The sequence below is a fragment of the Pseudomonas eucalypticola genome (genome assembly GCF_013374995.1).
Classification (GTDB): Bacteria; Pseudomonadota; Gammaproteobacteria; order Pseudomonadales; family Pseudomonadaceae; genus Aquipseudomonas; species Aquipseudomonas eucalypticola.
In genome coordinates, this window is the sequence record NZ_CP056030.1 from 6,164,952 (window position 1) to 6,187,426 (window position 22,475).

Sequence of the window (22,475 nt, forward strand, 5' to 3'; positions counted from 1 at the left end):
CTGGAGTTGTGGCGATTAGCGCCAGTTGCGAACACCGCGTCAATCGCTCTAGGTCGCTTTACGACGATGGTCTATGTCCATTTTGTGACGACCAAGGGTAAATAATATTTCATAAGTCCAAAATGAATTGTTTCATCTTTTATCAGAACATTTTGGAATAACAGCGCGGACTTACCCACCCCTATGGCCTCTATGCTGTATCGACCTCTAAGCTAATGACTAAACAGTCTTTGCAAAATTTTTTTTAGATCGTTTAGCTTTCAAAACACCGGACCACCGGACATTCCGTCACCCTTCCCCCCTGCACTGCCAGTGCGCTTCGAGGTGCCCATGTCCGGCCAGCGTCCACGCATGAAGAATATTTTAATCGCCGCCCTCAGCCTGTTCATCCTGGCGCCTACGGCGCAGGCGGTGGAAACGCTGCGTATCGGCTACCAGAAGTCCTCGACCCTGATCACCTTGCTCAAGCAGCAAGGCACGCTGGAGAAAGACCTGGCCCGGCAAGGCATCGAGGTGAGCTGGCACGAGTTTCCCAGCGGGTTGCCACTGCTGGAGTCGCTGAACGTGGGCAACGTCGACATCAGCGCCGACGTCGCCGACACCGTGCCGGTATTCGCCCAGGCCGCGGGTGCCACCCTTACCTACTTCGCCCAGGAGACGGCGTCGCCCCAAGCCCAGGCCATCGTGGTGCGCCAGGACAGCCCCGTGCAGTCGCTGGCCGACCTGAAGGGCAAGAAAGTAGCGGTGACCAAGGCTGCTGGCACCCACTACCTACTGATCGCCGCCCTGAACAAGGCGGGCCTGAAGTTCAGTGACATCCAGCCGGCGTACCTGACCCCCGCCGATGGCCGCGCAGCCTTTGAAAACGGCAAGGTCGATGCCTGGGTAACATGGGAGCCCTTCCTGACCAGCGTGCAGCGCCAGCTGCCTACCCGTACCCTGGCCGATGGCACCGGCCTGGCCCAATACAAGCGCTACTACCTGACCGGCACTGCCTATGCCAAGGCCCACCCCGAAGTGCTCAAACTCGTGTTCGCCGAGTTGCAGAAGGCTGGCGAATGGACCAAGGCCCACCCCGACCAGGCTGCCGCCATACTGGGGCCGCTGTGGGGCAACCTTGACAGCGCCACGGTGGAGGCTGCCAACCTGCACCGCACCTACCAGGTGCAAGCAGTGCAACCCGACCAACTGGGCGAGCAACAGAAAATCGCCGACGCGTTCTTTGCCGCCGGACTGTTGCCCAAAGCAGTCGATACCCGCGGCGTAGGTATCTGGCACCCCTGAAAACGGGTCCTTCACGGAATCCCAGGAAAGCTGATGGTGCCTACAAAGATCTGTAGTGAACAAACAAGGCGGACCAGGTGATCTCACAGGCATAACTGGTCCGGAACAAATGTGGGACCAGGCTTGCCTGGGAAGCGCCGCGCGGGCGGCGCTCGATCTCAACAGCGACACTACAACATCGCCTGGCGCCTTGAAGCCTTGGCGTAATCCCCAGCCGAGAGCTCCGATGAACAACCCTATCGGCCCGTCTTGCAATCGCATCAAGGCCACCAGATGCATGTCTTGGTTTTTCCTGCGCCCTTGAAACCGAGCGCCGCCCGCGCGGCGCTTCCCAGGCAAGCCTGGTCCCACATCCGTTTCGGGCCAGTTCTGCCTGGGACATCACCTGATCCGCTCTGTTTGCTCACCGCAGATCCGTGGTGGTGCCACCAAATTTCAGGGGTACCGCAAGAAGAACCAAACATAAGCTAATGCTAAAACGTTATTTATTTGGCAATTCTTAGATCAATTAGTCTCCATCATCACCCTAGCCGTCTGGCCGCCTGATGAGGAGCTACACCATGTCTAAGCTCAACCCCCTTCGCCTGTTGGCGGCCCTCTCCCTGGCAGGCGCCGCGTTCATGGCTCAGGCAACGGACTTCACCGTCGCCTACCAGACCACCGTCGACCCGGCCAAAGTGGCCCAGGCCGATGGCGCCTATGAAAGGGCCACGCAGTCGAAGATCAGCTGGCGCAAATTCGACGGCGGCTCGCAGGTCATCACCGCTGTTGCCTCGGGCGACGTGCAGATCGGCTATGTCGGCTCCAGCCCGCTGGCGGCCGCCGCCACCCGCCAACTGCCGGTTGAAACCTTCCTTATCGCCACCCAGATCGGTGCCGCCGAGGCCCTGGTAGCCCGTAACGGTGCGGGCATCAACAGCCCGCAGGACCTGGTCGGCAAGAAGATTGCCGTGCCCTTCGTGTCCACCGGCCACTACAGCCTGCTGGCCGCGCTGAAGCAATGGAAGATCGACCCGTCGAAAGTCACCATTCTTAACCTTGACCCACCGGCCATCATTGCCGCCTGGAAGCGTGGCGACATCGACGCCACCTACGTCTGGGACCCTGCCCTGGGCGTGACCAAGGAGAGCGGCAAGGTGCTGATTACCTCGGGTGAGCTGGCCAAGGTCGGCGCACCGACCTTTGACGCCTGGATCGTGCGCAAGGATTTCGCCGCCAAGCACCCCGAGATCGTCAAGGCCTTCGCCAAGGTGACCCTGGACGCCTACGCCGACTACCGCAAAGACCCGAAAGCCTGGCTGGCCAACCAGAGCAACGTCGACAAGCTGGTGAAGCTGTCCGGTGCCAAGGTCGCTGATATTCCGCTGCTGTTGCAGGGCAACGTCTACCCGCTGGCGGCTGACCAGGTCACCGCTCTGGGCGCGCCGACCACCCAGGCCATCACCGACACCGCCACCTTTCTCAAGGAACAAGGCAAGGTCGACGCCGTGCTGCCCGACTACGCCCCGTACGTAAGCGCGCAGTTCGTTCAATAATCCGGCCGCTTGCCTGACGCCTGGACAAATGCCACTGGCCAAAAGGAGCCCATACCCATGGCCCTGCTACAACTCGAGCGCATCAGCGCACAGTACCCCGGCGCCAGCACGCCGGTGCTGGCCGACATCAACCTGTCCCTGGGCCCGCAACAGCTGCTGGTGGCCCTGGGTCCTTCAGGCAGCGGCAAGACCTCGCTGTTGAACCTGATCGCCGGTTTCGTGGAGCCCAGCGCCGGGCGCATTACCCTCGACGGCGTACCGGTCAAAGGCCCCAGCGCCGAACGCGGCGTGGTGTTCCAGGACGATGCCCTGCTGCCCTGGCAGGACGTCCTCGCCAACGTTGCCTTCGGCCTGGAGCTGGCCGGCGTGCCTCGCGAGAAACGTGAACAGCGGGCACGGGAAATGCTCGCCCTGGTGGACTTGGCCGACTTCGGCAGCCGGCGTATCTGGCAGCTTTCGGGCGGCCAGAAGCAGCGCGTGGGCCTGGCCCGCGCCCTGGCCGCAGACCCACGCGTGCTACTGATGGACGAACCCTTCGGCGCCCTCGACGCCTTCACCCGCGAGCAGATGCAGGAACTGCTGCTGCAGGTATGGAAGCGCACCGCCAAGCCGGTGTTCCTGATTACCCACGACATCGAAGAAGCGGTGTTCCTGGCCACCGACCTGATCCTGCTGGCGCCCAACCCGGGCCAGGTGGTCGAACGCCTGCACCTGGATTTCGGCCAGCGCTACGGCGCCGGTGAATCGGCGCGGTCGATCAAGTCCGACCCGCGCTTCATCGAAACCCGCGAACACGTGTTGTCCCGCGTGTTTTCCCAACGTACCGCACTGCAACAGGAGCCGGCATGAGCAGCTACGAGATTCCCGCCAGCGCCCAGCCAGCAGTGGCCACGCCGTTGAAACCACGCCGCCAGTTGAGCACACGCGCCATCAGCACCCTGACCCTGCTGGCCTTGCTGGCCCTGTGGTGGGCGGTCACGGCCAGCGGCCTGATTGAGCCACTGTTCCTGCCCTCGCCTATCGCCGTGCTGCAGAAAGGCTGGCTGCTGGCGACCGAAGGCTACATGGACGCTACCCTGTGGCAGCACCTGGGTGCCAGCTTGAGCCGTATCGGCCTGGCCCTGGGTTTCGCCATTCTGACCGCGATTCCCATCGGCATCGCCATCGGCACCAACCGCATCGCCCGCGGCATCTTCGACCCATTGATCGAGTTCTACCGCCCGATTCCGCCACTGGCCTACCTACCGCTGATCGTGATCTGGTGCGGCATTGGCGAGTTGTCGAAGGTACTGCTGATCTACCTGGCCATCTTCGCCCCCATCGCCATCGCCACCGCCACCGGCGTGCGCACCGTGGACCCGGCCAAGCTGCGTGCCGCGCAATCGCTGGGCGCCACCCGTGCGCAATTGATCCGCCACGTGATCCTGCCCAGCGCCCTGCCCGACATCCTCACCGGGGTGCGCATCGGCTTGGGCGTGGGCTGGTCGACCCTGGTCGCCGCCGAACTGATCGCCGCCACCAGCGGCCTGGGTTTCATGGTGCAGTCGGCGGCGCAGTTCCTGGTCACCGACGTGGTGATCCTGGGCATCCTGGTGATCGCCGTCATCGCCTTCGCCCTGGAAATGGGCCTGCGCGCCCTGCAACGCAAACTGGTTCCCTGGCACGGCCAAGGTCATTGATCGATCGCCGCTTACCTTGAATAACGAGATAGCCATGAGCCTGACCATCACCCCTATCAGCCCTGCCATTGGCGCCGTCATCAGCGGCATCGACATCGCCCAGCCGATCACGGCCGAGCACCGCGATGCCATCGAGCAGGCGCTGCTCAAGCACCACGTGATCTTCTTCCGCGACCAGCCGATCACCCCCCAACAGCAGGCGCGTTTCGCCGCCCAGTTCGGCGACCTGCACATTCACCCCATCTACCCCAACGTGCCGGAACAGCCCGAAGTGCTGATCCTGGACACCGCCGTGACAGACGTACGCGACAACGCCATCTGGCACACCGACGTGACCTTCCTGCCCACCCCGGCCATGGGCGCGGTACTGAGTGCAAAACTGATTCCGCCGTATGGTGGCGATACCCTGTGGGCCAGCGGGATCGCCGCCTACGAGGCGCTTTCCGAGCCTTTGAAGCGGCTGTTGGACGCCCTGACCGCCACCCATGACTTCACCAAATCCTTCCCGCTGGAGCGCTTCGGCAGCACCCCGCAAGACCTGGCGCGCTGGGAAGAAGCCCGCCGCAAGAACCCGCCGATCAGCCACCCCGTGATTCGTACCCACCCGGTCAGCGGGCGCAAGTCCTTGTTCGTCAGCGATGGCTTCACCACCCGCATCAACGAGCTGGAGGCGGCGGAAAGCGACGCCATCCTGAAGTTGCTATTCGCCCACGCCACCCGCCCGGAATTCTTCGTCCGCTGGCGCTGGCAGGAGAACGACGTGGCGTTCTGGGACAACCGCAGCACGCAGCATTACGCAGTGGATGATTACCGCCCGGCGCGGCGGGTGATGCAGCGGGCGACGATTCTGGGTGATGCGCCGTTCTGAGACACCTCAGGCGATTCGCCCTCCCGGTATGCAAGGAAAAATCCTCACGATCATGAGGTTTTTAATTAAATTGCTGGCTGAAAACCTAAAATCCTCACGACCATGAGGATTACTCTCCAACGATGAGTCAGAACCGGCGCGTGGCTACCTTTCAACCCCAATCAAGCCATGCATACGCTCCAGTACGTCGCACCCTTCTTGGAGCAGGTGACAGGCCACGTCGGCAACCACATTCAGGTCCTTGCCCTCGATCGAGCATGAATTCATGCAGGAAAGGCATTCCATGAGATTGCGCACGGCCTGGAAGCGGCGGGTGGCGAATTCAAAGAGGTCTAGGTCGGGGCAGTCGGGGTTGATCAGGAAGATCGGGGGTGAGGCGTCTTGGTTGGTCATGGCTAAGTCCCTAAAGCTGATGAACCGCCACCATCGTTTGCACGCGATTTCAGGGTGGCGGCTGTGCGCAGGTGTGCAAAACCGGGCTTTAGATCCGGCAGACCCGAAGGTCTCCCACGCACAGCCACCATAAAGCCGAACAGCAGACATGAATATGCCTGCTGTGCAGATTGATGGCTACAGCGTCTAAAGCACGGGTTTGCACGCCCGGTCGCTGATGCTCAGCAACGCAGAGGACTATAGGGCGATGCCCCAGGCATCACTACCCGGCCACTTCCGATAACACCGTGGGAAAAATCCCAACATTTGTGGTGCCCGCTTCCCGAGCTTCGCCCGGTCCCACATGGGCGCGCGCCCCATCTTGAACTGACCCCAAAAAGTTGGATGTGGGTGTGCAACTTTTTGGAGTCAGTTCATCCCTGTGGGACCGGGCGAAGCTCGGGAAGGGAACGACGCGGTTCTATTTCAAGACAGCGCTGCTGACATCCACATGCGTGGGCAACAACCGGTTCTGATAAAACAGATCCGCCGTCACCTGCTGCGCCGCCATGATCGTGTCGTCGATCGGCGAGATCGGCGATGGCGGGCGGTTGTCGATGTACTGCGCCACTACCGGCTTGGGCAGGCTCATGTTGCCGGCCAGCAAGTTAATGCTCTCGTCACGCTGGCTGCGGGTGAGTGCTTCGGCCTGGCTGAGTTCGTCGAGCAGACTGTGAATGAAGGGGCCATTCTGCTCCGCGTACTGGCGCCGGGCGGTGTACAGCGGGCCGGACAGGCCCAGGCCGGTGCCGTCGGCGAGCTTGCGGGTGTGGCCTTCGCTGAGCGCCAGCGAGGAGTAAGGGTCCCAGATCACCCAGGCGTCGACGCTGCCTTGCTCGAACGCGGCGCGGGCGTCGGCGGGGCTGAGGTAGATGGGCTGGATGTCCTTGTAGTTCAGGCCGGCCTTGTTCAGCGCGCGCAGGATCAGGTTGTGGGAGCTGGAGCCTTTCTGGAAGGCGACTTTCTTGCCCTTCAGCTCGGCCACGCTGTGCAACGGGCTATCGTTTTTCACCAGGATGACTTCAGCGGCAGGCTTGGAAGGTTCCGCGCCGATGTACACCAGGTCCGCACCGGCCGCCTGGGCGAACAGCGGCGGGATATCGCCAGTGGAGCCTACGTCCAGGGCGCCCACGTTGAGTGCTTCCAGCATCTGCGGGCCAGCGGGGAATTCGATCCACTGCACGTTGGTTTGCGGGAACTGCTTTTCCAGCAGCCCGTGTTCCTTGGCCAGCACCAGGGCGATGGAGCCCTTCTGGTAGCCGATGCGCAGCGCGGCCGGGTCGGCCAGTGCGTTGAAGGTCAGGGCGAGCAGGGACAAGCCGGCCGCCAGGCGTGCTAGTGGTTTCATCTGGAATCTCGCAAGGCAGGGCCGGGGAACGAAAAGTCCCCCGGCTTGGAAAGGTCATTCAGCCAGCGATGGCTTTTCCCACAGGTTGATGCCGCCTTCGACGGCGTAGCGGTCGATGGCTGCCAGTTCTTCCTGGGTGAACGACAGGTTTTTCAGGGCACCGACGTTTTCGATGATCTGCTCGGGCCGGCTGGCACCGATCAGGGCCGAGGTCACACGCGGGTCGCGCAGGGTCCACGCCAGCGCCAGTTGCGCCAGGCTCTGGCCGCGCTGCTGGGCAATTTCGTTGAGCGAGCGGATGTGCGCCAGGTTGCTTTCCGAAAGATGCGATTGCAGCAGCGAACCACCGCCGGGCTTGTTCACCCGTGCGTCTTTCGGCACGCCGTTGAGGTATTTGTCGGTCAGCAAGCCCTGGGCCAGCGGGGTGAAGGCGATGACGCCGGCGCCCAGGTCGTCGGTGACGTCCAGCAGGTCCTTTTCCACCCAACGGTTGAGCAGGTTGTAGGCCGGCTGGTGGATCAGCAGTGGCACTTTCCATTCCTGCAACAGCTTGGCGATTTCGCGGGTCTTGACCCCGGAATACGAGGAAATGCCGATGTACAGCGCCTTGCCTTGCTGAACGGCAGTGGCCAGCGCGCCCGCGGTTTCTTCCAGTGGGGTGTCGGGGTCGAAGCGGTGCGAGTAGAAGATATCCACGTAGTCGACGCCCAGGCGCTGCAGGCTCTGGTCGAGGCTGGCCAGGATGTATTTGCGCGAGCCGCCGCCCTGCCCGTATGGGCCTGGCCACATGTCCCAGCCGGCTTTGCTGGAGATGATCAGTTCGTCGCGGTATTGCTTGAAGTCTTCACGCAGCAGGCGGCCGAAGTTGATCTCGGCGCTGCCGTAGGGCGGACCGTAGTTGTTGGCCAGGTCGAAATGGTTGATGCCCAGGTCGAACGCGGTGCGCAGCAGCGCGCGCTGGGTGTCGATAGGGGTGCTGTCGCCGAAGTTGTGCCACAGGCCCAGGGACAGGGCCGGCAGCACCAGGCCGCTGCGGCCGACGCGGCGGTAGGGAATGGACTCGTAGCGGTCCTGGGCAGCAAGGTAAGTCATCGATTCCTCTCTTTTCCGATAAGGCGCTTGTGGGGCTGGGGCAACGCTCACACAAACTGGTTGGCAGATTTTTCCAGGCCAAGGTTCTCGCGCAACGTGGAGCCTTCGTATTCGGTTCTGAACAGCCCGCGGCGTTGCAGCTCGGGCACTATGTAATCGGCAAAATCCTCCAGCCCGCCCGGCAAATGCGGCACCAGCACGTTGAAACCATCTGCCGCGCCTTGTTCGAACCACTCCTGCAGCTGATCGGCGATCTGCACAGGCGTTCCGATCAGGCTGTAATGCCCGCGACCGCCGGCGATCTTGCGGCCCAGCTCGGCCAGGCTCAGGTTCTCGCGGCCGGCCAGCTCGGTCAGCAGTTTCTGTCGGCTTTGCTGGCCACTGTCGGTCAGCGGCAACTCGGGCAACGGGCCGTTCAGTGGGTAACCGGACAGGTCGAAGTTACCGAGCATACGCCCTAACAACGCCACGCCGACTTCGGGTTCGACCAAAGCCTGAAACGCTTCAAACTTCTGGCGCGCCAAGGCTTCGGTTTCACCGACGACCACAAATACGCCTGGCATGATCTTCAACGAGTCAGGCGTGCGGCCGAACTTGGCCAACCGCCCCTTGAGGTCGCTGTAGAAGGCTTGGGCATTGGCCAGCGAAGTCTGGGCAGTAAAGACCACTTCGGCGGTTTGCGCCGCCAGCTCGCGACCGGTTTCCGAAGAGCCGGCCTGCACGATCACTGGCCGCCCTTGCGGGGAACGTGCGACGTTGAGCGGCCCCTTGACCTTGAAATGGTCGCCGCTGTGGTTGAGCACGTGCAACTTGGCCGGGTCGTAGTATTGGCCGCTGGCCTTGTCGCGGGTGAATGCGTCGTCAGCCCAGCTGTCCCACAGGCCAGTGACCACCCGGTGGAATTCCCGCGCACGGCTGTATCGCTCGGCATGGCCGATGTGTTCGTCACGGCCGAAATTCTGCGCCTCGGCGGCGGCGTCGGAAGTCACCAGGTTCCAGCCCGCTCGCCCGCCCGACAGGTGGTCCAGCGAAGCGAACTTACGCGCCACGTGGTAGGGCTCGTTGTAGCTGGTGGTCACCGTGCTGATCAGGCCGATGTGCTCAGTCACCGCGCTCAATGCCGACAGCAGGGTCAGGGGCTCGAAATGATCGGAGCGGGCCATGCGGCTGGCGATGTCGCCGGTGGCCGCCGCCACGCTGTCGGCCACGAACAGGGTGTCGAACCGTGCCCGCTCCGCCACCTGGGCCAAGTGCTTGTAGTGCTTGAAATCTAGCCCCGCATTGGCCGGTACGTCAGGGTGCCGCCAGGCCGCCACGTGGTGCCCGGTGGCCATCAGGAACGCGCCCAGTTTCAGTTGTCGTGGTGCCTGGCTCATGCTTTAGAAGTCCTTGCGTACTTGAATGCCGAAGTAACGTTGGTCATCGCGCGGTACGGCGCGGTAGACGTAACCCGTGCCGCTGGCCAGCAGCGGCGAGTACGACTTGTCGAGCAGGTTCTTGCCCTCCAGCGATACGCGCCAGCCGCTGTTGTAATCGGCCAGGGCGACGCTGGCGTTCCAGATGCCATAGGCGCCCTGCTTGGTGTCGGGGTTCTGGCTGATGTCGTATTGCACTTCGCTCTGCCAGTTGTAATCGGTGCCCAGCTCGATATCCATGCCGTTGTCAAGCGGGATGTCATAGTCGGCGCGCACGTAGGTTTTCCAGTCCGGGCTGAACGGCAGGGTCTTGCCGTTGACGTCGCAGGACGCCGCGGCGCCGGCCGGGCAGCTGAACTGGTCGATGCGGGCATGGGTGTAGGCGAAGGCACCGGACAGTTTCAAGTTGCGCGTGGCTTGCAAGGCCCAGTCGCCCTCGACACCTTCGGTGCTGACGCTACCGGCGTTGATCAAACGGGTCACCACCTGGCCGGCCACGGTGTCGTAGAAGTTGGCCTGGTAGTTGTCATAGTCGCTGTGGAACACGGCCAGGTTGGTGGTCAGGCGGTTGTTCCAGCTGGTGGCCTTGAGGCCCACTTCCCAGGTATTGGAGGTTTCAGGCTTCAGCGCCTGGGTGTCCCGCGCCTGCATGTTGAAGAACACGTTGTAGGCCGGGCCCTTGTAGCCGCGCGAATAGGTGACGTAGCTGGTCACGTTGTCGCTCAGGTCATACTGAAAGCCCAGGCGCCCCGACCAGCCTTCGGCGTTGGTGTCGCCGGAGCTGCTGGTGCTGGGGTTGATGCCGTTCACGGCCACCGCCGAGGAGGACACGCGGTCGTGGTCGTATTTCAGTTCGTCGTGAGTCCAGCGCAGCCCGGCGATACCGCGGAACGTCGGGGTGAAGTTGAAGGTGTTCTCACCGAAGATCGCATAGCTGTCGCTGGTGGTGCTGTAGTTGGCCAGGCCGTTGTTGGTGGCGGTCGGCGTGATCAGCGTACGGCCGTAGGTTTCCTTGTCCTTGGCATGCATGTAGTACAGGCCGCCGACGTATTCCAGGAACTCGCCCTTGGGCGAAGCCAGGCGGATTTCCTGGCTGTACTGGTCATAGTCCAGGGTGCCCTTGTCTTCGATGCCGGGGTAGGCGGCGCTGATGGTCGCCAGACGGTCGGCGTCCTGCCACTGGTCGTTGTTCCAGCCGCGCCAGGCAGTGATGGACGTCAGGGTGTAGTCGCCCAGGTTCCAGTCCAATTGCGCCGACAAGCCCTTGTTGATGTCGTCGACATGGGTACGGTAGTCACTGCTGATGTCACGGTTGTGCGAGGTGGCGTTGACCGGCGACAGGGCATTGGCGAAGGCGGCGCTGCTGGTGCTGCTGACCACGCCGTTGGGCGCATCGCTGCCCGAGTTCATGTAGTCGGCCGACAGGGTCAGCTTGACGTCGTCATTGGGGGTGAACTCCAGCTTGCCGCGCACGCCCTTGCGGTTATAGCCGTTCACTTCCTGGCCGTTGGCCTTGTTGTCGACGTTACCGTCGTAGCTGCTGACCAGGGTGGTGAGGTTGCCCTTGAGCGTGCCGGGGATCAGGGTGCCGCCGATGCCGAAGCGGGTCCGGCTTTCGTTGCCCTGGTAGTAGGACTGTTCCACGTAGCCGTGGGTCTCGTCGGTAGGCGCCTTGGTGGTGATGTTGAGCACGCCTGCCGAGGCATTCTTGCCGAACAGCGTGCCCTGCGGGCCGCGCAGTACTTCGATGCGTTCCAGGTCCAGCAGGTCAAGGGTGGCCATGCCGGGGCGGCCATAGACCACGCCATCGACCACGGTGGCCACGGTGGGTTCGACGCCCGGCGAGGTGGAAATGGTGCCTACGCCCCGAATGAACAGCGAGGTGTCCTTGTTCGACGCGCCGGTGCGGAAGTTCACGGTGGGGATCTGCTGGACGATGCTTTCGATGTTGGTACGGTTCTCGCGGCCCAACTGTTCGCCGTCGACCACGGTCACGGCTACCGGCACCTTCTGCAGCGATTCCTCGCGGCGGGTGGCGGTCACGGTGACCGACTTGAGCACCGGCTCGGCGCTGCTGTCAGCCGTGGTGGTGGCATCCGCTGCCTGTGCCGCGCCTAATGGCATGGCCGCGCAGGCGGCCAGGGTCCAGCCAAAGGCCTGGACCAGCGCAGTAGTCTTGAAACGATCCCCAAATCGGTTGTACATGTCGGATGCCCTGCTCGAAGGTTATGCCTTGGCCGTGGCTCTGCGGCCACTGCGTCTGTCGTTGTTCGCAGAAAGGTGTCTTGGGCATTCGCTCGAGCGAGTAGCAGACAAAGCACTTTGTTAGCGCTAACATCACCAGTATCAGCAATGGGTCGATAGACCGTCCAATACTGAAAAATTACTTTTATATTCTTTTAGGTTTTATAGCTGACCATGACTGACGATAAGCGCAAACGCCGGGGTGCCGGGCGTGTCACGCTCGCTACCGTGGCCCGCCACGCGGGGGTCTCGGCGATCACTGTGTCACGCTATTTCAACCAACCGGAGCAAGTCTCGCCGCCGCGACGCGAGCGCATTGCGGCGGCGGTGGCGGAATTGGGTTATGTGCCCAACCTGGTCGCAGGCGGGCTGGCATCGGCGCGCGGCAAGATCGTGGGCATGGTGATACCCAACATCTCGGGGCCGATCTTCGCCAACACCATCCAGGGCTTCAGCGATACCCTCAGCCGCCATGGTTACCAGCTGCTGCTGGCTTCCAGTTACTTTTCGGTAGAGCAGGAGGAAAGTGCCGTTCGCGCTTTTCTGGGGTGGTCGCCCGCGGCCTTGGTGCTGACCAGCCATTTCCATAGCGCAGCCACCGAGAAAATGATCGGCGAGGCGGATATTCCGCTGGTGGAAACCTGGGATTACCGCCCGGAGCGCAGCCCCATGCAGATCGGCTTTTCCCACCACCAGGTGGGCATCACGGCCACTCGCTACCTGCATGGCAAGGGCTACCGGCGCATTGCGTTCGTGCAAAACAGCGCAGTCGGCGACTTCAGTGCCCTGGAACGCCGCGACGGCTATACCGCCACCATGGCCGAGCTGGGCCTGGAGCCGCTGGTGTTCGCCCCCCAGGCCGGGCTGGCACCATTCGAGGCGGGCAAGCAAGCCATGCAGGCGCTGATGGCCCGGCCACAGCCACCGCAGGCAATTATTTTCGCCAATGACAACCTCGCCGCGGGCGGCCTGCTGGCCGGCCAGCGCGCGGGGCTGAACATTCCAGGGGACTGTGCCGTGGTCGGTTTCGGCGACTACCCATTCGCCGAAATGCTCATGCCCAGCCTCACCACCATCAAGCCACCGGCCCTGGAGATAGGCGTGCTGGCCGCTACCCGTATCCTGGAAAGCCTCGGTGGCCAACCGGCCTGCCACCTGACGCTGCTGGAGTGCAACCTGATCGAGCGGGAGAGCGCTTGAGCTGCGTCCTACAGCGCTCCGGCTCGGCGCTGTAAGACCACACTAACAAGGCGTTAATCACCACCGCGCACCCTCTGCCATCCAACTGATCGCGAGGTGTGCCCATGCGGCTTCTGACGCTCTGTTTTCTCATGCTCTATTCCGCGTTGGCAGCGGCCGTGTTCGGGCCGCCCCAGGCGGCTTTCCTGCCGGCCGAAAAAGCCTTCGTGCTGACCCACCAACGGCTCGCCAGTGGCGAGCACCTGCTCGACTGGCGCATCGCGCCGGGCTACTACCTGTACAAGGAGCGCATGGCCTTCGGCGGTTTGCCCGCCAGCCAGCAACCCGTGTTGCCGGACGGCGTAGAGCACGAAGACGAATTCTTCGGCGTGCAACCCATCTACCGGGACCAGCTGCAGGTCTTGCTACCCGCCGAGGCCAGCGGCCTGGTGCAGTTGAAGTGGCAGGGCTGCGCCGATGCGGGGCTGTGCTACCCGCCGCAAGCCTTCACCCTGGACCTGGGCGGCACCGCGAACCCGGCGCCTGGGGGCGAAGCTGAGGACCAGTCCATCGCCCGCGACCTGCAACAGCGCTCGTTGCTGTGGAGCATGGCGGCGTTTTTCGGCCTGGGGCTGTTGCTGGCCTTCACGCCATGCTCACTGCCCATGTTGCCGATTCTGGCGGGCGTGGTGGTAGGCAGCGGGGCCAGGACTGGGCGCAGCCTGATGTTGGCCGGCAGCTATGTGCTGAGCATGGCGCTGGTGTATGCGGCCATGGGCGTGCTGGCCGCGCTGCTGGGCGCCAACCTGCAGGCCTGGCTGCAACACCCGGTGCTGCTGGCCAGCTTCGCGGGCCTGTTCGTATTGCTGGCCCTGCCCATGTTCGGCGTGTTCGAACTGCAACTGCCCGCCGCGGTGCGCGACCGCCTCGAGCAGGCCGGCACCCGCCACAAGGGCGGCAGCCTGGCCGGTGCCGGGCTGATGGGGCTGTTTTCCGGACTATTGATCGGCCCCTGCATGACCGCCCCGCTGGCAGGCGCCCTGCTCTACATCGGCCAGAGCGGCAATGCGCTGCACGGGGCGCTGGTGCTGTTTGCCATGGGCGTGGGCATTGGCCTGCCGTTGATGCTGCTGGTCACCGTGGGCAACCGCTTCCTGCCACGGCCTGGCGCCTGGATGAACCTGGTCAAGGGCGTGTTTGGCGCGCTGTTCCTTGGCCTTGCCTTGTGGATCGTCGAGCCGCTGCTTGACCCGGTGCTGTGGCTGGCGCTGGCCGGGCTGCTGACGCTGGCCATGGCCATCGTCTGTGGCTGCAAGCTGGGCACGCCCCTGCTGCGTACCGGGCTGGGGGCGCCGCTGGGGCTATGGGCGGTCTTGATGCTGGTCGGCGCAGCGGCCGGCGGCGCTTCACCCTTGCAGCCCCTGGCCGTTTTCGCAGGCACGGCCAGCGCCGGCATTGCCCCCGAGACGGCACCTGCCAAGGTCAGCAGCGTGGCGGACCTGGAGCGCGAGCTGCAACAGGCCGCTGCCCAGGGCCAATGGACGCTGCTGCACTACACCGCCGATTGGTGCGTGAACTGCAAGGTACTGGAGCGTGAAATTCTCCATCACCCCGTGGCGCTGCAAGTCTTGCAAGGCGTGCGGGTGCTGGCCGTCGACGTCACCCAGGACAACGACCAGAGCCGGGCGCTGCTGGCCAGGCATGGCGTGGTCGGGCCGCCCACCATGGTGTGGCTGGGCCCTGACGGCCAGGAGCGCCGTGAGTACCGGGTTACCGGCCTGATCAAGCGTGACGTCTTTATTCAACGATGGGCAACAGCCAAGGAGCGCGGTTAATGAAAACGATACTACTGGCAACGGCCGGCCTGGCCTGGGCCGCCATGGCCACCGCCGAGGTCGAGCCACTGCCCCGACCTTTGCAACCGCTGCAGCAAATGGGCCTGGAGTTTCTGGGCAGCTTCGAGGGACCCGACCAACTCAAGGGCTATGCTGCCCGCTACCAACAGCAAGGCGTGGCCGTCTACCTCACCCCCGACCGCCAACATGCGCTGGTGGGCACGCTGTACGACGCCCAGGGCCAGGACCTGAGCGCCGAACACCTGGACCGCCTGGTGTTTGCCGCCATGGACCAGGCCAATTGGGAGAAACTGGGTGCCAGCACCTGGATCGCCGATGGCAAGGCCGATGCACCGCGCATCGTCTATGTCTTCAGCGACCCCAATTGCCCGTTCTGCTCGATGTTCTGGAAGCAGGCCCGACCTTGGGTCGACAGCGGCCAGGTGCAACTGCGTCATGTCATGGTGGGCATCCTGCGCGAGGAAAGCGCGGCGCTGGCCGCGGCGATGCTGGCCAGCGGCGACCCGACGGCGGCCCTGCTCGAGCATGAACGCGATGGCAAGCGATCCACGCTCAAGCCGCTGAAGAAGATCCCCGCTGATATTGCCGGCCAACTGGCAGCCAACCTGGCCTTGATGACAGAACTGCAAGTACCCGCCACCCCCGCGATCTTTTACCGCGATGATGCCGGGCGTCTGCAGAACCATCGCGGTGCACCACCGGGGAAAATGCTGGAAGCGATACTCGGGACCCAGCCGCGCAGCGGCGGCTGATACCGCCCAGGGACCGGTAGCGATGCCATCCGGTCCCGTGGGCCCATTGCCAACGCTTAGCGAACCATGTGCAGGAACTGCATGTGCCGCTCGTACTGGTCCAGGATGTCGTTGATCACCTGCTCCTTGCTGTACCCCACCAGGTCGTAGTCCTGGCTGCCTTCGGCCAAGTGAACCTCGGCACGGTAGTAACGGCGGTTCTTCAGCTCCTTCGTGCCCATGCCACCGCGGGCGAACGAGGGGGTGAAGTAGCCGCGCATCAGCACCTGGTAGATGAACGGCCGTTCTTCGCCATGGCCGATTTCCAGGCTGACCTGGTCGTGGCTGAGGTCTTCCTGTGTCACGACCTTCAGGCCTTTTTCGGTGAACACCGCCGACACTTCTTCAATGGCTGGGCGCACCAGGGTGTCCATGAAGCGGTACACCTCGTCGCGCGACGGGAAGTGCACGGCCTGGCTCAGGCGCTGGCGCCAGCCGCCACGGCCACGACGGGCGTTGGTGGCGACCGGGGCCAGGGAGTACATCTGCGCGATCTTGCGCTGGGACTCCAGGTAGAACGCCTTGTGCAGGCCCCACATCATCGCCAGCAGGATAAGCGAGAACGGCAGGGACGTCAGCACCACCGCCGATTTCAGCGAATCGATGCTGCCGGCGAACAACAGCCCGCTGGTCACCAGCGCGGTCATTACGCCCCAGAACACCCGCAGCCATTTCGGCCCGTCTTCGTCGGCATTGCCGCCGCGGGCAGACAGCGTGGACAGCACCACGGTGCCCGAGTCGGCCGAGGTGACGAAGAACACGAAGCTGATGAACACCGTGACGGCGATCACCGTGCGGCTCCAGGGGTAGGTTTCAAGCAACAGGTACAGCGTCCTGGCGGGGTCGGCCAGGGCCGACTGGCCCAGTTCCGTCATGCCATGGTGCAGCACCATGTCGATGGCACTGTTGCCGAAAATCGACATCCACGCCAAGGTAAAGCCCAGCGGAATCAGCAACACGCCGAAGACGAACTCGCGGATGGTTCGGCCACGGGAAATACGGGCAATGAACAGGCCCACGAACGGCGCCCAGGCGATCCACCAGGCCCAGTAGAACACCGTCCAGTTGCCCAGCCAGTCGCTGGGTTTGTCATAGGCGTAGACGTCGAAACTCTTGGACGGCAGCGCGCCCAGGTAGTCACCGACGTTCTGGATCAGCGTGGTGAGCAGGTGCTGGGTAGGCCCGGCGAACAGCACGAACAGCAGCAGCGCACAGGCCAGCAGCATGTTGATGTCGGACATCACCCGAACGCCCTTGTCCACGCCCGACACGGCGACGATGATCGCCGCGCCCATCATCAGGGTGATGAGTATGACCTGCACCCACTGGCTGTGGGCCACGCCGAACAGGTAGTCCAGGCCGGCGTTGAGGTGCAGCACGCCAAAGCCCATGTCGGCGCCCAGGCCGAATACCGTGGCGATGATGCCGAAGCCGTCCACTGCGTAGCCGATGGGGCCATTGATGCGTTTGCCGATCAGCGGGTAAAGGGCCGAGCGCAAGGCCAGCGGCAGATTATGGCGGTAGGCGAAATACGCCAGGGCCATGCCCACGAACGCGAACACGCCCCAACCGTGCAGGCCCCAGTGCAGGAACAGCAACTGCATGGCCTGGCGCGCGGCTGCCTCGGTGCCGCCCTGGCCTTGCGGCGGGGTGAGCATGTGGGTGAGGGGTTCGGAGACGCAGAAGAAAAACAGGGTAATGCTGATACCGGCGGCAAACAGCATGCCGGCCCATGACAGGTAGCTGAACTCGGGCTCGTCGTGGTCGGCACCGAGCTTGATCTTGCCGTAGCCAGACAAGGCGGTGACCACCACGAAGACCAGATACAGGGTCATGGCCAGCATGTAGTACCAGCCAACGGTGTTGGCCGCCCAGGCTTGCGCGGCAGTGAGCCAGGCCCCGGCTTGTTGCGGGAACGCGATGACCACGATGCCGAACAGCAGAATGAAGCTGGCGGCGAAGTAGAACACCGGTGGGTTCATGCGGACGTTGCCGCTGGCGGGAGAAGACGAGGCACTCATTGGCTGTGCACCTCGATGGACGGGAAATGGGCTGAATAGAGCGTTTTCAGCAAGGGTTGACCTCCTGTAGAACGCGAATCGCGAACATCTTTTAAATTGAACAACCGTTCAATTTAACCACACAACCGTTCCCCTACCAAATCAGCCCCCGGGTTGCGGCGCTACTTCTGGGTGCCGTCATCGTGCTGCAGGTTGGCCTGGGTCACGTTGCTGCCCGCGGGTACGTTGCGGGTCAACCAGACGTTGCCCCCGATGGTCGAGCCTTTGCCGATGGTGATGCGCCCCAGAATGGTAGCCCCGGCGTAGATCACCACGTCGTCCTCGACGATCGGGTGGCGCGGATGGCCTTTCTGCAGGTTGCCCGATTCGTCCGCCGGGAAGCGCTTGGCGCCCAAGGTCACGGCCTGGTAGATGCGCACACGCTCGCCAATGATCGCCGTTTCGCCGATCACGACGCCGGTACCATGGTCGATGAAGAAGCTGGGGCCTATCTGCGCACCCGGGTGAATGTCGATGCCCGTGGCAGAATGCGCCAGCTCCGAGCTGATGCGCGCCAGCAACGGCAGGCCGGCGCGGTACAGGTGGTGCGCCAGCCGGTGGTGGATGATCGCCAGAATACCGGGGTAGCACAGCAGCACCTCGTCGACGCTGCGCGCCGCCGGGTCGCCGTGGTAGGCGGCCAGCACATCGGTGTCCAGCAGGCTGCGCAAGCCCGGCAGCGCGGCGGCGAAACCCTGGATCAGTTGCAGGGCCTGGGCATCCACGTCTTCCTGGCGTTGCTGGTGGCGGGCGGCGTAGCGCAGCTCCAGCCGCGCCTGCGCCAGCAGGGCATTGAGCGCAGCGTCCAGCGTGTGGCCTACGTAGAAGTCCTCGCTTTCCTCGCGCAGGTCGACCGGGCCCAGGCGCATCGGAAACAGTGCGCCGCACAACTGCTCAAGAATTCCGCGCACTGCTTCGCGCGAAGGCAACTGCCGCCCCCCCTGCTCGCCGCTGCTGCGCCCATTGGCGGTGCGCCATTGCTCCCGCGCACCGCGCAACTGGCCGACGATGGACTGCAATTGCCAATGGCCGTTGGCCCCTTGGGGTTTGTCGCTCACGTTGGTACTCCTGATATGGCCGCCTGATCGGCGCCCACTCTACGGTAGATTGTCGCACCGCAAAAAGAACCGATTCTGCACGGTGGTGAACATCTGAACATATGCGCAGGGCGGCGTTCCGCGCAGCCCACCGTGTCAGGCTTGCCGCACGCACGGCGCCTGCCTATAGTCCCCTTTCCCACTACCACCGGAATCCTCATGATCACGCAATCGCTTGCCCGTTTTCCCCGCCTCGAACTGCTCGGCGCCCCTACCGCGCTGGAAAAGCTCGAGCGACTGTCCCAGTGGGTAGGCCGCGATATCTACGTCAAGCGTGACGACCTGACCCCGCTGGCCATGGGCGGCAACAAGCTGCGCAAGCTCGAGTACCTGGCTGCCGACGCCCTGGCCCAAGGGGCCGATACCCTGATCACCGCTGGCGCCATCCAGTCCAATCATGTGCGCCAGACGGCCGCCATCGCGGCCAAACTGGGCCTAAGCTGCGTCGCGCTGCTGGAAAACCCCATCGGCACCGACGACAGCAACTACCTGGGCAACGGTAACCGCCTGCTCCTGGACCTGTTCGACGCCAAGGTCGAGCTGGTGGAGAACCTCGACAACGCCGATGAACAACTGCAAGCCTTGGCGCAGCGCCTCAGCGCCAGCGGGCGCAAGCCCTACCTGGTGCCCATCGGCGGTTCCAACGCGCTCGGCGCGCTGGGCTATGTGCGCGCCGGCCTGGAGCTGGCCGAACAGATCAATGCCACCGGCCTGGACTTCGCAGCCGTGGTACTGGCTTCCGGCAGCGCTGGCACCCACAGCGGCCTGGCCCTTGGCCTGAGCGAGTCGCTGCCCGACCTTCCGGTCATCGGCGTGACCGTGTCGCGCACCGACGAAGCCCAGCGCCCCAAGGTACAAGGCCTGGCCGAACGCACCGCCGCGCTGCTCAGCGTGCCGCTGCCCGAAAGCTTCAAGGTGCAGTTGTGGGATGAATTCTTCGGCCCGCGCTATGGTCAACCGAATGCGGGCACGCTGTCGGCCATCAAGCTGGTAGCCAACCAGGAAGGCCTGCTGCTGGACCCGGTGTATACCGGCAAGGCCATGGCTGGTTTGCTCGATGGCATCGGCCGCCAGCGCCTGGGCGACGGCCCGGTGATTTTCCTGCACACCGGCGGGGCGCCGGCGCTGTTTGCCTACCCTGGCGTGTGGAATAATTGATATACCTAAATTGAAAGACTGCTAAGTTTTTTAGTATTTTAAGCCATAACGACGAGCGGCGATAATCTCGCCTCACCGCATCGGCAAGGACGCTCTGCCTTCACTCACTCGAACAATGGGGCTCCACATGACTTTCTCTTCGTTGCGTCGCACTCTTCTCATCGCCAGCATGGGCCTGGCGCTGGGTTCGGCACTGGTCGGCCAGGCCATGGCCGGGGATGAGCTGAAAACCATCCAGGACAAAGGCACCATCAGCGTCGGCCTGGAAGGCACCTACCCGCCGTTCAGCTATGTCGACGAGAACGGCAAGCTCACCGGTTTCGAAGTTGAATTCGCCGAAGCGCTGGCCAAGGAACTGGGCGTCAAGGCCAAGCTGCAGCCCACCAAATGGGACGGCATCCTCGCGGCCCTGGAGTCCAAGCGCCTGGACGTGGCCATCAATCAGGTGACCATCTCCGAAGAGCGCAAGAAGAAGTATGACTTCTCCGAACCCTACACCGTGTCCGGCATCCAGGCCCTGACCCAGAAGAAAGACGCTGGCAAGATTGCGTCGGCCAACGACCTGACCGGCAAGAAAGTCGGCGTGGGCCTGGGCACCAACTACGAGCAATGGCTGAAGGAAAACGTACCCGGCGCCGTCATCAAGACCTACGACGATGACCCTACCAAGTACCAGGACCTGCGCGTTGGCCGTATCGACGCCATCCTGGTCGACCGCCTGGCCGCCTTCGAGCTGATCAGCAAGACCAACGACACCTTGGCCGTGTCGGGCCCGGCATTCTCGCGCCAGGAAGCTGGTGTGACCCTGCGCAAGGGTGAACCGGAACTGCTGGCCGCCATCAACAAGGCCATCGACAAACTGCGCGCCGACGGCACCCTGGCCAAGCTGTCGCAGAAGTACTTCAACGCTGATGTCACCAAATGATTGAAGACAGTCTGAAACTGGCGCTGGATTCAGCGCCTTTTCTGCTCAAGGGCGCGTACTTCACCGTTGCCCTCAGCCTCGGTGGCATGTTCTTCGGTTTGCTGCTGGGCTTTGGCCTTGCACTGATGCGTTTGTCGCGGTTCATGCTGCTGCGCGGCATTTCCCGGGTGTATGTGTCGTTCTTCCGCGGCACGCCGTTGCTGGTTCAGTTGTTCGTGATCTACTACGGCCTGCCGCAGATCGGCGTGGAGCTGGACCCGCTGCCCGCGGCCCTGATCGGCTTTTCGCTGAACATGGCTGCCTATGTCTGTGAAATCCTGCGCGCGGCGATCAGTTCGGTAGACCGCGGCCAGTGGGAAGCAGCCGCCAGTATCGGCATGACCCGCGGCCAGACCTTGCGCCGGGCAATCCTGCCCCAAGCCGCACGCACTGCCCTGCCGCCGTTGGGCAACAGTTTCATTTCCCTGGTCAAGGACACGGCCCTGGCTGCCACCATCCAGGTACCGGAACTGTTCCGCCAGGCGCAATTGATCACTGCCCGCACCTTTGAAGTGTTCACCATGTACTTGGCCGCTGCATTGATCTACTGGGTGCTGGCCAGCGCCTTGTCGGCCCTGCAGAACCGCCTCGAAGAACGCGTAAACCGCCATGACCAGGAGTCCTGACACCATGATCGTGGTGGAACAACTGACCAAGCAATTCAACGGCACCACCGTGCTCAAGGGCATCGACCTGCGGGTGGAGGCCGGCGAAGTGGTCGCCATCATCGGCCCCAGCGGTTCGGGCAAGACCACCTTCCTGCGCTGCCTGAACCTGCTGGAAACCCCGGACAGTGGCCGTATCCGCATGGGCGATATCGAGATCGACGGCAGCAAGGTTGCCCAGCAGCAGGGCCTGATCCGTCGCCTGCGCCAGCAGGTTGGCTTCGTGTTCCAGAACTTCAACCTGTTCCCGCACCGCACGGCGCTGGAAAACGTGGTTGAGGGCCCTGTGGTGGTCAAGAAGACGCCGCGCGCGCAAGCCGAGGCCCTGGGCCGCACGCTGCTGGCCAAGGTCGGCCTGGCGGGCAAGGAAGACGCCTACCCACGCAAGCTGTCCGGTGGGCAGCAGCAACGGGTGGCCATCGCCCGCGCCCTGGCCATGGAGCCCCAGGTGATTCTGTTCGACGAACCCACCTCGGCACTGGACCCGGAACTGGTAGGCGAAGTACTGACCACCATCCGCGGCCTGGCCGAAGAGAAGCGCACCATGATCATCGTTACCCACGAAATGGCATTCGCCCGCGACGTGGCCAACCGGGTGGTGTTTTTCGACAAGGGCGTGATCGTCGAGCAAGGCGAGGCCAAGGCGTTGTTCGCCCAGCCCAGGGAAGAGCGCACCCGACAGTTCCTGAGCAAGTTCCTGGCGGGTTGATGTAACCCTGGAACAGGCAGCCCGTCTCGTAGGACAAATCTGAGTTCGAGCGAAAGCACCGTTCCCACCTTGAACCCTCGCCGGCAACCCCCTATCAAG

The 22,475-nt window shown here is 63.4% G+C and carries 19 protein-coding genes; 12 read left to right on the forward strand and 7 right to left on the reverse strand.

What is annotated here, in order from left to right; translation table 11 throughout:
* Positions 1-351: 351 nt before the first annotated feature.
* From HWQ56_RS27775 to tauD, 5 genes are all read left to right on the forward strand, one after another.
* The gene (locus HWQ56_RS27775; RefSeq protein ID WP_233270804.1) at positions 352-1,284 is read left to right on the forward strand and encodes an aliphatic sulfonate ABC transporter substrate-binding protein; all 933 of its coding nucleotides are present in this window, start codon (positions 352-354) and stop codon (positions 1,282-1,284) included.
* A 560-nt stretch (positions 1,285-1,844) separates the two neighbouring features.
* Positions 1,845-2,819, forward strand: coding sequence for a taurine ABC transporter substrate-binding protein (tauA, locus tag HWQ56_RS27780; RefSeq protein ID WP_176572231.1), 975 nt, complete (start codon positions 1,845-1,847; stop codon positions 2,817-2,819).
* A gap of 57 nt (positions 2,820-2,876) precedes the next feature.
* Positions 2,877-3,668: a taurine ABC transporter ATP-binding subunit gene (gene tauB, locus HWQ56_RS27785; protein ID WP_158152839.1), complete on the forward strand. Its 792-nt coding sequence runs from the start codon at positions 2,877-2,879 to the stop codon at positions 3,666-3,668.
* Positions 3,665-4,498, forward strand: a complete 834-nt coding sequence (tauC, locus tag HWQ56_RS27790; protein ID WP_176572232.1) for a taurine ABC transporter permease TauC — start codon at positions 3,665-3,667, stop codon at positions 4,496-4,498. Before tauB ends, tauC begins: the two co-directional genes overlap by 4 nt.
* Before the next feature lie 34 nt (positions 4,499-4,532).
* Entirely contained in the window at positions 4,533-5,366 is an 834-nt protein-coding gene (gene tauD / locus HWQ56_RS27795; protein WP_176572233.1) for a taurine dioxygenase, read from the forward strand.
* 144 nt (positions 5,367-5,510) lie between these two features.
* Here the strand turns inward: tauD and HWQ56_RS27800 are convergent, their stop codons facing one another.
* From HWQ56_RS27800 to HWQ56_RS27820, 5 genes are all read right to left on the reverse strand, one after another.
* The gene (locus tag HWQ56_RS27800; protein WP_158152836.1) at positions 5,511-5,759 is read right to left on the reverse strand and encodes a hypothetical protein; all 249 of its coding nucleotides are present in this window, start codon (positions 5,757-5,759) and stop codon (positions 5,511-5,513) included.
* 460 nt (positions 5,760-6,219) lie between these two features.
* Positions 6,220-7,146 (reverse strand): sulfonate ABC transporter substrate-binding protein, encoded by a 927-nt coding sequence (locus HWQ56_RS27805; RefSeq protein WP_176572234.1) that lies wholly within the window; start codon positions 7,144-7,146, stop codon positions 6,220-6,222.
* A 54-nt stretch (positions 7,147-7,200) separates the two neighbouring features.
* Positions 7,201-8,238, reverse strand: a complete 1,038-nt coding sequence (gene mgrA, locus HWQ56_RS27810) for an L-glyceraldehyde 3-phosphate reductase (RefSeq protein WP_158152834.1) — start codon at positions 8,236-8,238, stop codon at positions 7,201-7,203.
* Positions 8,239-8,285: 47 nt separating this feature from the next.
* The gene (locus tag HWQ56_RS27815) at positions 8,286-9,614 is read right to left on the reverse strand and encodes an LLM class flavin-dependent oxidoreductase (protein WP_176572235.1); all 1,329 of its coding nucleotides are present in this window, start codon (positions 9,612-9,614) and stop codon (positions 8,286-8,288) included.
* Between the two features lie 3 nt (positions 9,615-9,617).
* Positions 9,618-11,858, reverse strand: coding sequence for a TonB-dependent receptor (locus HWQ56_RS27820; RefSeq protein ID WP_176572236.1), 2,241 nt, complete (start codon positions 11,856-11,858; stop codon positions 9,618-9,620).
* Positions 11,859-12,071: 213 nt separating this feature from the next.
* Here HWQ56_RS27820 and HWQ56_RS27825 point away from each other — a divergent pair, with 213 nt between their 5' ends.
* The 3 genes from HWQ56_RS27825 (at position 12,072) to dsbG (ending at position 15,684) form a co-directional block, all read left to right on the forward strand.
* Positions 12,072-13,097 carry a LacI family DNA-binding transcriptional regulator gene (locus tag HWQ56_RS27825; RefSeq protein WP_176572237.1) on the forward strand — a complete coding sequence of 342 codons (1,026 nt, stop codon included), beginning with the start codon at positions 12,072-12,074 and terminating at the stop codon, positions 13,095-13,097.
* A 104-nt stretch (positions 13,098-13,201) separates the two neighbouring features.
* Positions 13,202-14,911 carry a protein-disulfide reductase DsbD gene (dsbD, locus tag HWQ56_RS27830; RefSeq protein WP_176572238.1) on the forward strand — a complete coding sequence of 570 codons (1,710 nt, stop codon included), beginning with the start codon at positions 13,202-13,204 and terminating at the stop codon, positions 14,909-14,911.
* Positions 14,911-15,684 (forward strand): thiol:disulfide interchange protein DsbG, encoded by a 774-nt coding sequence (gene dsbG, locus HWQ56_RS27835; protein WP_176572239.1) that lies wholly within the window; start codon positions 14,911-14,913, stop codon positions 15,682-15,684. The genes dsbD and dsbG overlap by 1 nt, the downstream gene beginning before the upstream one ends.
* A 56-nt stretch (positions 15,685-15,740) precedes the next feature.
* Here dsbG and betT read toward each other — a convergent pair whose 3' ends face one another.
* Positions 15,741-17,705: a choline transporter BetT gene (gene betT / locus HWQ56_RS27840; RefSeq protein WP_176572493.1), complete on the reverse strand. Its 1,965-nt coding sequence runs from the start codon at positions 17,703-17,705 to the stop codon at positions 15,741-15,743.
* Between the two features lie 200 nt (positions 17,706-17,905).
* Positions 17,906-18,841 carry a serine O-acetyltransferase EpsC gene (epsC, locus tag HWQ56_RS27845; RefSeq protein ID WP_176572240.1) on the reverse strand — a complete coding sequence of 312 codons (936 nt, stop codon included), beginning with the start codon at positions 18,839-18,841 and terminating at the stop codon, positions 17,906-17,908.
* A 198-nt stretch (positions 18,842-19,039) separates the two neighbouring features.
* Here epsC and HWQ56_RS27850 point away from each other — a divergent pair, with 198 nt between their 5' ends.
* The 4 genes from HWQ56_RS27850 to tcyN all read left to right on the forward strand — a co-directional run bounded on the left by HWQ56_RS27850 (position 19,040) and on the right by tcyN (position 22,376).
* The gene (locus HWQ56_RS27850) at positions 19,040-20,038 is read left to right on the forward strand and encodes a D-cysteine desulfhydrase (protein ID WP_176572241.1); all 999 of its coding nucleotides are present in this window, start codon (positions 19,040-19,042) and stop codon (positions 20,036-20,038) included.
* A 127-nt stretch (positions 20,039-20,165) separates the two neighbouring features.
* Positions 20,166-20,963, forward strand: a complete 798-nt coding sequence (gene tcyJ / locus HWQ56_RS27855) for a cystine ABC transporter substrate-binding protein (RefSeq protein WP_176572242.1) — start codon at positions 20,166-20,168, stop codon at positions 20,961-20,963.
* Entirely contained in the window at positions 20,960-21,628 is a 669-nt protein-coding gene (gene tcyL / locus HWQ56_RS27860) for a cystine ABC transporter permease (RefSeq protein ID WP_158152824.1), read from the forward strand. The genes tcyJ and tcyL overlap by 4 nt, the downstream gene beginning before the upstream one ends.
* Before the next feature lie 4 nt (positions 21,629-21,632).
* Positions 21,633-22,376 (forward strand): L-cystine ABC transporter ATP-binding protein TcyN, encoded by a 744-nt coding sequence (gene tcyN, locus HWQ56_RS27865; RefSeq protein WP_176572495.1) that lies wholly within the window; start codon positions 21,633-21,635, stop codon positions 22,374-22,376.
* The last annotated feature ends 99 nt before the right edge of the window (positions 22,377-22,475 follow it).